General features: G+C 68.2%; 11 protein-coding genes. 5 read left to right on the forward strand and 6 right to left on the reverse strand.

The window, feature by feature from the left end; genetic code table 11:
* Positions 1-63: 63 nt before the first annotated feature.
* Positions 64-567: an acetolactate synthase small subunit gene (gene ilvN / locus MVF96_RS16105; RefSeq protein ID WP_058252141.1), complete on the reverse strand. Its 504-nt coding sequence runs from the start codon at positions 565-567 to the stop codon at positions 64-66.
* Positions 564-2,528 (reverse strand): acetolactate synthase large subunit, encoded by a 1,965-nt coding sequence (locus tag MVF96_RS16110; protein WP_247449679.1) that lies wholly within the window; start codon positions 2,526-2,528, stop codon positions 564-566. The genes ilvN and MVF96_RS16110 overlap by 4 nt, the downstream gene beginning before the upstream one ends.
* A gap of 347 nt (positions 2,529-2,875) precedes the next feature.
* Between MVF96_RS16110 and MVF96_RS16115 the strand changes: the two genes are divergently transcribed.
* The 3 genes from MVF96_RS16115 to ilvD all read left to right on the forward strand — a co-directional run bounded on the left by MVF96_RS16115 (position 2,876) and on the right by ilvD (position 6,872).
* Positions 2,876-3,331: a PH domain-containing protein gene (locus tag MVF96_RS16115; RefSeq protein WP_068972332.1), complete on the forward strand. Its 456-nt coding sequence runs from the start codon at positions 2,876-2,878 to the stop codon at positions 3,329-3,331.
* 80 nt (positions 3,332-3,411) lie between these two features.
* Positions 3,412-4,758 carry a magnesium transporter gene (mgtE, locus tag MVF96_RS16120; RefSeq protein ID WP_247449681.1) on the forward strand — a complete coding sequence of 449 codons (1,347 nt, stop codon included), beginning with the start codon at positions 3,412-3,414 and terminating at the stop codon, positions 4,756-4,758.
* 269 nt (positions 4,759-5,027) lie between these two features.
* The gene (gene ilvD, locus MVF96_RS16125; protein ID WP_065632696.1) at positions 5,028-6,872 is read left to right on the forward strand and encodes a dihydroxy-acid dehydratase; all 1,845 of its coding nucleotides are present in this window, start codon (positions 5,028-5,030) and stop codon (positions 6,870-6,872) included.
* Positions 6,873-6,942: 70 nt separating this feature from the next.
* Here the strand turns inward: ilvD and MVF96_RS16130 are convergent, their stop codons facing one another.
* On the reverse strand, positions 6,943-8,157 hold the full coding sequence (locus MVF96_RS16130; protein ID WP_137809001.1) for a DoxX family protein: 1,215 nt from the start codon (positions 8,155-8,157) through the stop codon (positions 6,943-6,945).
* A gap of 108 nt (positions 8,158-8,265) precedes the next feature.
* Between MVF96_RS16130 and MVF96_RS16135 the strand changes: the two genes are divergently transcribed.
* The gene (locus tag MVF96_RS16135) at positions 8,266-9,459 is read left to right on the forward strand and encodes a PQQ-dependent sugar dehydrogenase (RefSeq protein ID WP_388031272.1); all 1,194 of its coding nucleotides are present in this window, start codon (positions 8,266-8,268) and stop codon (positions 9,457-9,459) included.
* Positions 9,460-9,757: 298 nt separating this feature from the next.
* On the opposite strand, the gene gatB is transcribed toward MVF96_RS16135, so the two are convergent.
* A complete protein-coding gene (gene gatB / locus MVF96_RS16140; protein ID WP_247449683.1) occupies positions 9,758-11,263 on the reverse strand; it encodes an Asp-tRNA(Asn)/Glu-tRNA(Gln) amidotransferase subunit GatB in 1,506 nt (501 codons plus the stop codon).
* Positions 11,264-11,394: 131 nt separating this feature from the next.
* Between gatB and MVF96_RS16145 the strand changes: the two genes are divergently transcribed.
* Positions 11,395-11,631 carry a PspC domain-containing protein gene (locus MVF96_RS16145; protein ID WP_137809002.1) on the forward strand — a complete coding sequence of 79 codons (237 nt, stop codon included), beginning with the start codon at positions 11,395-11,397 and terminating at the stop codon, positions 11,629-11,631.
* A gap of 15 nt (positions 11,632-11,646) precedes the next feature.
* Here MVF96_RS16145 and MVF96_RS16150 read toward each other — a convergent pair whose 3' ends face one another.
* Positions 11,647-12,681: a 6-phosphofructokinase gene (locus tag MVF96_RS16150; protein ID WP_137809003.1), complete on the reverse strand. Its 1,035-nt coding sequence runs from the start codon at positions 12,679-12,681 to the stop codon at positions 11,647-11,649.
* An 89-nt stretch (positions 12,682-12,770) separates the two neighbouring features.
* On the reverse strand, positions 12,771-13,421 hold the full coding sequence (locus MVF96_RS16155; protein WP_065632692.1) for a response regulator: 651 nt from the start codon (positions 13,419-13,421) through the stop codon (positions 12,771-12,773).
* Between the last annotated feature and the right edge of the window lie 6 nt (positions 13,422-13,427).

Genomic DNA, 13,427 nt, shown 5'->3' on the forward strand with positions numbered 1-13,427 from the left:
TCGTAATTCCCTTGTCGCTCCTCGCCGATGCTCAGATGAGCGCGAGGACAGCGGGATTCTCTGTCAGCGGTTGGCCGACATGCTCTTCGGTCCCCGACCGAGGGTCACCGCGCCCGATTGCGCGATCTCCCGGATTCCATACGGATCGAGCATCCGCAGAAGTGCTTCGAGTTTTTCCGACGTGCCGGTGGCCTCGATCGTCAGCGACTCGGGCGAGACGTCGATCACCTTGGCGCGGAACAGATTCACCACCTCGATGACCTCGGTGCGCACCGTCGAATCCGACCGCACCTTGACCATCATCAGCTCGCGCGAGACCGAGCTCGCCGGGTCCTGCTCGACGATCTTGATCACGTTGATCAACTTGTTGAGCTGCTTGGTGACCTGCTCGAGGGGGAAGTCCTCCACCGAGACCATGATGGTCATCCGCGAGATGCCCTTGAGCTCGGTGGGGCCCACGGCGAGTGACTCGATGTTGAATCCGCGCCGCGAGAACAGCGCCGAGATCCTCGCGAGGACGCCGGGTCGGTCTTCGACCAGGACACTGAGGGTATGGGTGGTGCTCACTGCTCGTCCTTCTGGTTTGCGCGATCGGCCGGCGCGTTGTCGACCGTTTGATGGCCATCCATCGCCTGGTGGATCTCCACCGGACCCGACGCCGACTCGTCGTCGTCGAACAGCGGCCGGATGTCGCGGGCGGCCATGATCTCGTCGTTGCCGGTACCGGCGGCGACCATCGGCCACACCTGGGCGTCCTTGCCGACGATGAAGTCGATGACCACCGGGCGGTCGTTGATCTCCCGCGCCTTCGCGATCACCTCGTCGACGTCCTCCTCGCGCTCGACGCGGAAGGCCACGCAGCCCAGCGCCTCCGAGAGCTTGACGAAGTCCGGGATCATCCGCGAGTGCGTCGACAGATCGGTGTTCGAGTAACGCTCTTCGTAGAACAGCGTCTGCCACTGACGGACCATGCCCAGGTTGCCGTTGTTGATCAGCGCCACCTTGATCGGGATGCCCTCGATCGCGCAGGTGGCGAGTTCCTGGTTGGTCATCTGGAAACAGCCGTCACCGTCGATCGCCCAGACCTCGGCGTCGGGGTCGGCGGCCTTGGCGCCCATGGCGGCGGGCACCGCGTAGCCCATCGTGCCCAGACCACCGGAGTTGAGCCAGGTGCGCGGCTTCTCGTAGGAGATGAACTGTGCGGCCCACATCTGGTGCTGGCCGACACCTGCGCAGTACACCGCGTCCAGGCCGGCGGCCTTGCCGAGGGCCTGGATGACGAACTCCGGCGACATCGAGCCGTCGGTCTGACGGTCGTAGCTCAGCGGATAGGTCCGACGCAGGTTGTCGAGGTAGGACCACCACTGCGAGATGTCGGGAGTCGAGCCGCTGGTCGCCCGCTCCTCGCGCAGCGCCTCGGTGAGCTCGGCGATGACCGCCTTGCAGTCACCGACGATCGGCACGTCGACGGGCCGGTTCTTGCCGATCTCGGCGGGGTCGATGTCGGCATGGATGACCTTGGCGTTCGGCGCGAACGACGACAACTGTCCGGTGACCCGGTCGTCGAAGCGTGCTCCGAGGGTGATCAGCAGGTCGCTGCGCTGCAGGCCCGCGACCGCCGCCACCGTGCCGTGCATGCCGGGCATGCCCAGGTGCAGCTGGTGGCTGTCGGGGAACGCGCCGCGTGCCATCAGCGTGGTGACCACCGGGATGCCGGTCAGCTCGGCCAGTTCCAGCAGCTCGGCCGACGCGTTCGCCTTGATGACACCGCCGCCGACATAGAGCACCGGCGACTTCGCGGCGTTGATCATGCGGGCCGCCTCGCGAACCTGCTTGCCGTGGGGCTTGGTCACCGGGCGGTAACCGGGCAGGTCGATCTGCGGCGGCCAGGAGAACGTGGTCTGCGCCTGCAAGATGTCTTTGGGGATGTCGACCAGGACCGCGCCGGGACGACCGCTCTCGGCGATGTGGAACGCCTCGGCGATGGTCTTCGGGATGTCGATCGCCCGGCTGACCAGGAAGTTGTGCTTGGTGACGGGCATCGTGATACCCGAGATGTCGGCTTCCTGGAACGCATCGGTGCCGATGAGCGCGCGACCGACCTGGCCGGTGATCGCGACGACCGGCACCGAGTCCATCTGGGCGTCGGCCAGCGGGGTCACCAGGTTGGTGGCACCGGGACCGGACGTGGCCATCATGACGCCGGCGCGTCCGGCGACCTGGGCGTACCCGGTCGCGGCGTGACCTGCGCCCTGCTCGTGACGGACGAGGACGTGGCGGACCTTCTGCGAGTCCAGCAGCGGGTCGTAGACCGGCAGGACCGCGCCACCCGGAATGCCGAAGACGACCTCGACACCGAGCTCCTCGAGGGAACGAACCACAGACTGGGCGCCGCTGACACGCTCGGGAGCAACGGTGTGCTGGGTTACCGCACGGAGGTTGCCCGCCGCCGGAGACTGCTGCCGCAGTCCTGCGTTGCGCGTCGGCTCGTTGCGGCCGGCGTCGGTGCGTGCTGTTGGTGCGCTCACTGCACGATCCTCATCTTGGTTGTGGAATCCGATATCGGTGATGGAAGTACCTGGCATGAAAAAACCCCCGACAGCTTCCGCTGTTCGAGGGTGGCGCGTCGATGCCGGTTGGGGGTCTGCGAGGTGACCGGTCAGGCGAAGACGCGCCAGCCGATTACTACGAGGATCCCGTTCTGCATCACGGGTTCACGGTAGGACTGTGTTCGGTTCTGAGTCAAACTCCGGACCACGCCGTCTCACCATCTGGGAAAACACTGGTCGAGTCGGTTGTCTGCGCACCTCGATTTCGGTCCGGCGCGACGAACCCGTCGGCGAGAGGCCTCGGGGCCGGTTGGCACAATGGAGCGGTGCCGACTGATTCCACCGACCCCGTAGACCCGAAGACCAGCGCGACCCCTGCCGACGACGTCGCATTCGACTATCCGGTGACGTTCCGTATCAACCGGACCGCCTACTTCACGGTCCCGATGGCCGCGCTGGTGGTCGTGCTCCTGGTCGGCGCCTCCCCGTGGTTTGCCTTCGCCCTGATCGTCCCGGTCCTGGTCTGGTTGTGGATCCACCGGTTGCGGACCGTGGTCACCGAGAACGGACTCACCTCGGTGCGGATGTTCTCGACCACCGAGATCGCCTGGTCCGACATCGCCGGCCTGCAGTTCCCGAAGTGGAGTTCGGTGCGTGCGGTCCTGACGGATGGCAGTCGAGTTCGTCTGCCCGCCATCGGTTTCCGTGATCTTCCCGCGTTGTCGCTCGTCAGTGGTGGCCGCATTCCGGACCCCTTCGAGGCGGCCCGCTCTGCCGAGTAGTCACGGTCTCCTCGTTTCCGGCACGGATCCGACTCCGCTCGGTCTCAGAGGCCTCCACCTGCCGGCGATAGAGTGCGGCCGTGGAGCACACCCGAACATTCGACGCCGGTGAACTCGACGAACTGATCTCGGCAGGTCGCCTCGCAGACGTCGGGACGACGCTGTCCGCGATGCCCGCGGGCGACATCGCCGCCCTGCTCGACCGGCTCCCCCACAAGTCCCGTGGCGTCGCGTTCCGTCTGCTGGCCAAGGACCTCGCGGTGGAGGTGTTCGACGATCTGTCGGCCGGCTCGCAGCGCCGCCTCATCGACGATCTGGGCACCGCGGACGTGGCCGCCGCCTTCGACCACCTCGACCCCGACGATCGCGCCGAGTTGCTGGACGAGTTGCCCGCGGGAGTCGCCAAGTCGCTGATCCAGCAGTTAACCCCGGCCGAACGCGACATGACCGCGGTGGTTCTCGGCTACCCGCGCGGTTCGGTGGGGCGTCGGATGAGTCCCGAGTTCGTCCACGCCCGAGAGGACGAACCGGCCGGCGACGCGTTGGCCCGCGTGCGAGAACGCAGACACGCCGCGGAGACGATCTACACGGTGCCCGTCCTCGACGGCGCTCGCTCGCTGTGCGGTGTGGTCAGCCTGCGCGACCTCCTCCTGGCCGACCCGGCCGAACCCGTCCACGACCTGATGAACAAGCCGATGTTCGCTCATGCCGAGGATGACGCCGAGGCCACCGCACAGAGGTGTGTGGACCGGGGAATCCTCGCCATGCCCGTCGTCGACAGCGACAGCCGCCTGGTCGGCGTCCTGACGATCGACGATGCCGTCGACGTCGTCGAGCAGGCCCGGGACACCGACGAGGCCCGTGCGGGCGCGCGTGAACCCCTCCGCGACCCGTACCTGTTCTCGTCCATCCTGTCGATCACGCGCGCCCGGATCGTGTGGCTGTTCGTGCTCGCGGTGTCGGCGATCCTCACCGTCAACGTGCTGGAGATCTTCGAGGGCACCCTCGAGCAGCGGGTCGCGCTGGCACTGTTCATCCCGCTGCTCACCGGGATCGGCGGGAACACCGGTTCGCAGGCGGCGACGACCGTGACCCGCGCACTCGCCACCGACGAGGTCGCCCCGCGCGACGTCGCCCGCGTCGCCGCCAAGGAGGTCCGCGTCGGACTGACCATGGGCGCGCTACTCGGACTCGCCGGGTTCACCGTCGCCGCACTCGTCTACGGCCTCGAGATCGGTGTGGTGATCGGCCTGACGATCCTGTCGGTGTGCACCCTTGCCGCGACCGTGGGCGGCGTGATGCCGCTGATCGCGAAGTCGATCCGCGTCGATCCCGCGGTGTTCTCCACGCCGTTCATCTCGACGTTCTGCGACGCCACCGGCCTTCTCCTCTACTTCTCGATCGCCAAGACGGTGCTGGGGATCTGACCCCGACCGAGGACGGCACCGGCGCGGCCCGGCCCGCACGCCCGAATGGTTTTGTTACCCATCGTCACAGCGGAGTAGCCTGCTTCTCGGTGCTCCCTCACGCCCACCCTCAGCGAGGCGGCGCCCGTCAACACAGTTTCACCCCCGGCCACAGCCCGTGGGAACACACCCGGGGTCGCGGTGTTGAGCCGAAGAGTCCGGCGCCGGTCCGTCACCGCACGTCCGATCGCGCCGGGCCGCCTGAGCCACACGATCGATTCGAGGAACCCATGCCTGCTCTGAGGTCACGTACCACCACCGTCGGCCGCGAAGCCGCCGGCGCCCGCTCCCTGTGGCGCGCCACCGGGATGACCGACGACGACTTCGGCAAGCCGATCGTGGCCATCGCCAACTCCTACACCCAGTTCGTGCCGGGGCATGTGCACCTGAAGGACGTCGGCGACATCGTGGCCGAGGCCGTGCGGGCCGCCGGTGGCGTGCCGCGGGAGTTCCACACCATCGCCGTCGACGACGGCATCGCGATGGGTCACGGCGGCATGCTCTACTCGCTGCCCAGCCGCGAGATCATCGCCGACTCGGTCGAATACATGGTCAACGCCCACACCGCGGACGCGCTGGTGTGTATCTCCAACTGCGACAAGATCACTCCCGGCATGCTCAACGCCGCGATGCGCCTGAACATCCCGACGGTGTTCGTCTCCGGCGGGCCGATGGAAGCCGGCAAGGCAGTCGTCGTCGGCGATGTCGCACATCCGTCGTCGGACCTGATCACCACGATCTCGGCGTCGGCGAACAGTGCTGTCGACGACGCCGGACTCGACGAGGTCGAGCGGTCGGCGTGCCCCACGTGCGGTTCGTGCTCGGGCATGTTCACTGCCAACTCGATGAACTGTCTGACCGAAGCTCTCGGACTGGCACTGCCCGGCAACGGCTCGACGCTGGCCACCCACGAGGCCCGCCGCGCCCTGTTCGCGCGCGCCGGCACGGTCGTCGTCGATGCGGCGACACGTTGGTATCGCGACGACGACGCATCGGTGCTGCCGCGGAACATCGCCACGCCGACCGCGTTTCGCAACGCGATGGCCCTCGACGTCGCGATGGGCGGTTCGACCAACACCGTCCTGCACATCCTCGCCGCCGCGCAGGAGGGAGAGGTCGCCGATTTCGACCTCGGAGTCATCGACGAGATCAGCCGCAACGTGCCGTGTCTGTCGAAGGTCTCGCCGAATTCGGACTACCACATGGAGGACGTCCACCGGGCCGGCGGAATCCCGGCGATCCTCGGGGAACTGCGCCGCGCGGGCCTGCTCGACGACACCGCGTCGACCGTGCACACCCCGACCATGGCCCAAGCGCTCGACGACTGGGACATCCGCGGCGGCAAGGCTATCGACGAGGCCGTCGAACTCTTCCACGCCGCACCGGGCGGCGTCCGCACCACCACTCCGTTCTCGACGTCGAACCGGTGGAGTTCGCTCGACACCGATGCCGCAGGCGGTTGCATCCGCGACCTCGAGCACGCCTACACCGTCGAAGGCGGTCTGTGCGTGCTGCGCGGCAACCTCGCCCCCGACGGCGCTGTCCTGAAGACCGCGGGCATCGACGAGGACCTGTGGCACTTCGAGGGCCCGGCCCGTGTCGTCGAGAGCCAGGAAGACGCCGTCCAGGTCATCCTCTCCAAGACCATCCAGGCCGGCGAGGTACTCGTCGTGCGGTACGAGGGTCCCGCGGGTGGCCCCGGCATGCAGGAGATGCTGCATCCGACAGCCTTCATGAAGGGCACCGGGATGGGCAAGAAGTGCGCCCTCATCACCGACGGCCGGTTCTCCGGCGGGTCATCGGGCCTGTCGGTCGGTCACATGTCCCCCGAAGCCGCGTCGGGTGGTGCCATCGGACTCGTCGAGGACGGCGACCCGATCCTCATCGACGTCAAGACCCGCCGCCTCGAGGTCCTGGTCGACGACGAGGTGCTCGCCGAGCGCCGCGCCAAGATGGAGGCCTCCGAACGGCCGTGGCAGCCGAAGGACCGTCAGCGCACGGTGACCACCGCACTCCGCGCGTACGCCAAGCTCGCGACGTCGGCCGACCGCGGCGCGGTGCGTCAGGTCGACTGACTCCTCACCACAGAGTGCGGGGGACGTATCGGATTCCGATACGTCCCCCGCGTTCTGTGTCGGTGCCGACTCAGATGAGCGGGTTGCTCCCGTTGGCCAGGACCCAGACCGCGACGGCTGCCGCCACGCCGACGATGAGCCAGAGGAACGAGCCGACGAACGGCCGTCGCGCCCAACCCCGCGGATAGTCGAGTGAGTACAGACCCGGGCCGGTCAGGATGACGACCGCCGCGGCCACCGCGAGGAAGAGCTCGAACTCGACCCCGCCGGCGGCGGCGAAGAACGAGAAGCCATCGGCCATCGACATCTTGTAGGCCGCGGCGACGAGCATGGTGCCGAGGATCGCCGACGCCCCGATCGGGGTCAGCAGCCCGAGGATCACCATCAGTCCACCGATCGTCTCCGACAGCGCACCGACGATGGCGAGGATCTGGGCGTAGTCGGCGGTGAAGCCGGCGTCGACGAGCATGGACTCGAAGCCGCTCAACCGCGGACCGTTCCACAACCCGAAGAGCTTCTGCAGGCCGTGCGCACCGACCAGGCCGCCGAGCGCAACACGCAACAGCAGCAAACCCAGGTCGATGGTGCCGCGCCGCGATTTCGCGAGCGCGTCCTCGAGGTCGTCGTCGGCCCCGGCACCGCGCCGATCATCGGTGTCGTCGTCGGTTCGGCGCCGCCCGAACCGACGTCGACCGCGCGGCTCGTCGTCGAGCACTTCGGTGTCGGACGCGGCGTCGTGCGCTCGGGCGCGGGAGATCAGATCGTCGTCGTCATCGACGAAGTCGTAGCGCGCGGTGCCGACCGGCGGCAGGGCGGGCTCCGGGGTGGTGACCGCGTCGTCGGCGGTCTGCACGCGCGCGGGGCCGGGCTGTTTGGCGAACTGTACGGTCTCGAAGTCGTCATCGGACGGTGCACCCGTTCCGGCGGGAGGCCGTGAGGTCGCCGCGACCGGTCGCGTCGGCGCCGGGCCGGGCCGAGGAGTCGCGGCCGGACCAGCGGCGACCGAACGGGTCTCGACGTCGCCGGGATCGAGGTCGTCGAGGTCGTCCACCCGGGAGTAGGGGGCCGGCGACCGCCGGGCGTGCCGGTTGTAGAAGTCGTCTCGGTCGGTCACCGCGGGTGGCGTCGGCGGGCCGGCGTCGGGACTCGAACTGCCCGCCCCGGGTCCGGTGCCGGGTGCGCCGGTCGCGCCGCCCGGGACCGGGATCTGTCCGGTCGGTTCGTCGTAGGGGCTCGTCGCCGGTGTGTCGCGCTCGCTGGTGCCCGACGTGTCGCGTTCGCTCACACGCCCGACTCTAGAGGCTCGCGGACTGCGGTCACCGGACCCCGACGGGGTGAGTCGGGGCACCACGCTCGGGGCACCGCCACCCGGAGCACCATTACTGTGGACGGCATGTGGAAGGGGCGCCCGACGGGCACGCGCGACGATGCCCGGACGAGTTCAGCCGCGACGGCGGACCGCCGGGTGTGGGCCCGGTGGCGAGTGCTGGTGACGTTGCTGACGGCGGTCGTGGTGCTGGTCGGCGGCTGCGCGGACTTCAGCGCCCAGGACAATCAACGCGAGGCGGGTGCGTTCAGCCCCAACAACCGGCCGAGCGGCCAGCCCGAACCGACGCCACCGCCGGAGACCCCGCGCGAGACGCAACCGCCACCGACCGGCCCGTGCGTCGACCCCGACCCCGCGGTGATCGCGACGTGCCTCGCGTCCACCGGCGGTGTGATGCCCGGCGACGAGCAGGGCGAGGTCACCGTGGTCGCCGAACGTACGACCGGCAAGATCATCACAACCAAACGCTACGGGCCTGCCCGGACCCTGGGAGAGACGCCGGTCGATGCGTCCGGTGACGGCGGTCTGATCGATTTCGCCTACTCCCCCACCTATTCTCAGGACCGGTTGATCTACGCCTACATCACGACCCCGTCGGACAACCGCATCGTCCGCCTGGCACCGGGAGACGTGCCCAAGCCGATCCTGACCGGCATCCCCAAGGGCGCCACCGGGAACATGGGCGCGATGTACTTCCGGTCGCCGACCGAACTCGTCGTCGCCACCGGCAATGCGGGGAATCCCGCGGCCGCGGACGATCCGTCGTCCCTCGCCGGCAAGGTACTGCTGGTGACATCGTTCACCTCTGGCGACGGCCCTCGGCCGGCGATCCTCGCATCCGGCTTCGGGTCGTCGGTGGCGTTGTGTCCCAACGCTTCCACGGGGACGGTCTACGTCGCCGACCAGACGGCCACCGAGGATCGCGTGCAGGTGCTCGAAGAAGGCGGGCCCAAGGTGCTGTGGACGTGGCCGGACCGGCCGCAGATCGCGGGTTGCGGGGTCGCCGGCGGCAGCATCTTCGTCTCGACGACGCGCACCCAACGGATCGAGGCCATCAACGAGCCCACTCGCGAGGAGCCGACGATCACCGCTCCTGCTGTCGTGCTCGACCGGCGGTACGGTGCCCTCGGCCGGATGGCCGCGCTCCCCAATGGGCTGCTGCAGGTGGCGACCGTCAACAAGGAGGTGGGTTCAGCGAAGCCCACCGACGATCGCGTGTTCCGCTTCCTGCCCTCCGGCGGTGGCAACGACCGGACGTGACCGGGACGCGCCCTTCAAGGCTCGTCGACCTCGACGCGCTCCTTCGTCGCTTGCTCGGCCCGGCGGCGTGCGCTCCCCGCACCTCAGTAACTGCGGCCGGGCGGCCGTCGTGGATCGTGAAAGAACACTCTTGAGCGTCCACATCTCTGCTCCCTGAGGTGCGAGCGAAGCGAGCCACGAAGGGCTCCGCAACCTGTCTCACCAGGCCCTTCGTGGCTCGTCGCTGGCGCTCCTCGCACCTCAGGGAGCAATGGTTGTGTCGTCTTTCGGATCAGGGAGCAGAGGGGCTGTGCCCGCCTCAGGAACAGGCCGCGATGACGAGTTCTTTGACGCGGGCCGGGTCTGCTTGTCCGCGAGTCGCTTTCATGACGTCTCCGACGATCTTGCCGGCGGCCTGGACCTTCCCGCCGCGGATCTTGTCGGCGATGTCGGGGTTGGCGGCGAGCGCGTCGTCGACCGCCTTCTGGAGCGCGGAGTCGTCCCGAACCACCTCGAGGCCGCGGTCGGCGACGATCTGAGCGGGCTCACCCTCACCGTCGAGGACGGCGGTCGCGACCTGCTGCGCCAGCTTGGTCGTGAGTTTGCCCTCGTCGACCAGCCCGATGATCTCGGCGACCTGCGCCGGCGTGATGGACAGGTCCGCGAGTTCGACTCCGCGAGAATTGGCCTGCTGCGCAAGGAAGGACACCCACCAGCCGCGCGCCGCCTCGGGTGCTGCCCCGGCGTCGACGGTGGCGATGATGAGATCGACCGCGCCGACGTTGACGAGGTCACGCATGACCTCGTCGGAGACTCCCCAGTCCTGCTGGATGCGGGCGCGACGTAGCCACGGCAGCTCGGGCAGGTTCGCCCGCAACTCCTCGATCCACGCCGAATCCGGCTGCACCGGAGGCAGATCCGGCTCCGGGAAGTAGCGGTAGTCCTCGGCGGTCTCCTTGCGGCGCCCGGCCGACGTGGTGCCGTCGGTCTCGTGGAAGTGCCGCGTCTCCTGGACGATCTCGCCTCCGGCCTTCAGGATGGCGGCCTGACGGCGCATCTCGTAGCGAACCGCCACCTCGACGCTCTTGAGCGAGTTGACGTTCTTGGTCTCGGTGCGCGTACCGAACTCGGTGGCGTCCTTGGTCTTCAGCGACAGGTTCACATCGCAGCGCATCGAGCCCTGGTCCATGCGCACGTCCGACACGTCCAGCGACTTGAGCAGATCACGCAGTGCCGACACGTACGCCCGGGCCACCTCGGGCGCGCGTTCCCCCGCGCCCTCGATGGGCCGCGTCACGATCTCGACGAGCGGCACGCCCGCGCGGTTGTAGTCGAGCAGCGAATGACTCGCCCCATGGATTCGACCCGTCGAGCCGCCGATGTGCAGCGACTTGCCGGTGTCCTCCTCCATGTGGGCGCGCTCGATCTCGACCCGCCAGGTGGTGCCGTCGCCGAGCACGACGTCGAGGAAACCGTCGTAGGCGATCGGCTCGTCGTACTGCGAGATCTGGTAGTTCTTCGGCTGATCCGGGTAGAAGTAGTTCTTCCGCGCGAAGACGCTCGACGGCCGGATGGAGCAGTTCAGCGCGAGGCCGATGCGGATCGCGGACTCGATGGCCTTGGCGTTGGCGACCGGGAGCGAGCCCGGCAGTCCGATGCACACCGGGCACACCTGGGTGTTCGGGTCGGCGCCGAACTCGGTGGGGCACCCGCAGAACATCTTGGTCGCGGTGCCCAGCTCGACGTGCACCTCGAGACCCATCACCGGATCGAATGCGGCAAGCACCTCGTCGTAGTCCAACAGGTCGACGGCTGCGGAAGTCATAGCGGCCAGTTTATGCGGCGATATCCCAGGGGCACGTTCAGGGTGATCACCGATGCCGGGAGCCGGACCCGCTCCTAGCGTGGATGTCACCGGCGAACGACGCCGGACCACAATCCACACAGGAGGACGAGATGACCACCCCACAACCCGCCGGCACCGGCCCCCGCCTGATGCGCTCGCGCACGAACTCGTGGCTGGGCGGCGTCTGCGGCGGCATCGCCCAGCGCTGGGGGTGGGATCCGACGCTCATCCGCGTCCTGTTCGTTCTGTCGATCCTCTTTCCCGGCCCCCAGGTGCTGATCTACCTGGCGCTCTGGATCATCATCCCTCGCGAACCGGTTGCGTCGGCGGTGTCGCCTGTCGTCTGACGCGCGGCCGCGATCTCACCCGAAGATGACCCGGATCTCCTTGTACTGATCCAACGGCACCGTCTTCAGTTCACCAAGTGCCTCGTCGAAGGTGATGCGTGCGATCTCGGTGCCGTGCAGCGCGACCATCTGCCCCCAGCCCTTCTCGGCGACGAGGTCGGCGGTCGCCATCCCCATGCGGGTCGCGAGCACCCGGTCGTAGGCCGACGGCACGCCGCCGCGCTGGATGTGGCCGAGGATGGTGGCCCGGGTCTCGATCCCGGTCCGCTCCTCGATGAGCGGGGCGAGCACCTCCCCCACACCACCGAGTCGGGGACGGTTGAAACCGTCGAGGCCCTTGGTGGAGTACGCCTCCTTCATCTCCGGGAGCTTGAACCCCTCGGCGACGACGACCATCGGCGAACGCCCGCGCGACTTGACGCTGGTGACCCAGGCACAGATCTGGTCGAGACTCTCGGGGTTCTCCGGGATCAGGATGACGTGGGCGCCGCCGGCGATCCCGGAGTGCAGGGCGATCCAGCCCGCGTGGCGACCCATGACCTCGAGGACCATGCACCGCTTGTGCGAGTTGCCGGTGGTGCGGAGGCGGTCGATGGCCTCGGTCGCGATCTCCACCGCGGTGTTGAACCCGAAGGTGTAGTCGGTGGCGGCGATGTCGTTGTCGATGGTCTTGGGAACCCCGACGATGTTGATGCCGTCGTCGAACAACCGCTTCGACGCCGCCGCCGTGCCCTCGCCGCCGATCGCGATCACGCCGTCGATCTCGAGGTTCTTCAGCACCTTCTTGATGTTCTCGGGACCGCCGTCGGGTTCGGAGTAGGGACCGAACCGGCTCGTGCCGAGAATGGTGCCGCCCTGGTTCGACAGGCCGCGGACCGTCGACCGGTTCAATTCGACGATGTCGCCGTAGACCAGTCCGGCCCAGCCGTCCCGGAAGCCGACGAACTCGTGGCCGTACACCGTCTCACCCTTGAGCACTGCGCCGCGAATGACCGCGTTCAGTCCGGGGCAGTCTCCCCCGGACGTCAGAATGCCGAACCTCTTGGCCACTGGTGAGACCACCCTCCCTGTCGTCATCGGTCAACCTGCCCGAGCAACCCCAATCTAGTGCCCCGGCGAGCCCGGCGCTGGTCGCGAAATCACTTGATGCCGTTCTCGTAGGCGAACACGACGGCCTGCGCCCGATCCCGGAGCCGGAGCTTGTTCAGGAGACTGCTCACATGGGTCTTCACCGTCTGCTCGGTCACGAACAGGTCCGCGCCGATCTCGGCGTTGGACTTGCCGTCGGCCACCAGGTCGAGCACCTCGCGCTCCCGTGGGGTGAGCGTGTCGAGCTTCTGATCCCGCGCCGGCCGCCGGCGCCTGGCGGTGACCTCGGTGATCAGCCGCCGTGTGATCGACGGTGCCAGCAACGCCTCACCCGCGGCCACGACGCGGACCGCTCGCACCAGCTCATCGGCTGGCGCATCCTTCAGCAAGAATCCCGATGCCCCTATGCGCAGCGCCTCGTACACGTAGTCGTCGATGTCGAAGGTCGTCAGCATCAACACGCGCGTGGGCGGTTCGGCAGAAGACGCGAGTATCTGCTCCGCGGCCCACAGTCCGTCCTTGCGCGGCATCCGCACATCCATCAGCACGACGTCGGGACGCACCCGACGACACACCTCGACGGCCTCGACCCCGTCGGCGGCATCGCCGAGGACCGAGAGGTCGGGTTGCGCGGCGAGCAGCGCCGAAAAGCCCTGACGCACCATGGCCTGGTCATCTGCGATGACTACGGTGATCGGCACGCCGTC

Origin of the sequence: Gordonia hongkongensis, assembly GCF_023078355.1 — a bacterium.
In the GTDB taxonomy this organism is placed as follows: domain Bacteria; phylum Actinomycetota; class Actinomycetes; order Mycobacteriales; family Mycobacteriaceae; genus Gordonia; species Gordonia hongkongensis.

Excerpts from the sequence above, each read along its gene's own strand:
- ilvD (WP_065632696.1), top strand. The coding sequence starts at position 5,028 with ATGCCTGCTCTGAGGTCACGTACCACCACCGTCGGCCGCGAAGCCGCC.
- gatB (WP_247449683.1), bottom strand. The coding sequence starts at position 11,263 with ATGACTTCCGCAGCCGTCGACCTGTTGGACTACGACGAGGTGCTTGCC.
- MVF96_RS16135 (WP_388031272.1), top strand. The coding sequence starts at position 8,266 with ATGTGGAAGGGGCGCCCGACGGGCACGCGCGACGATGCCCGGACGAGT.
- MVF96_RS16145 (WP_137809002.1), top strand. The coding sequence starts at position 11,395 with ATGACCACCCCACAACCCGCCGGCACCGGCCCCCGCCTGATGCGCTCG.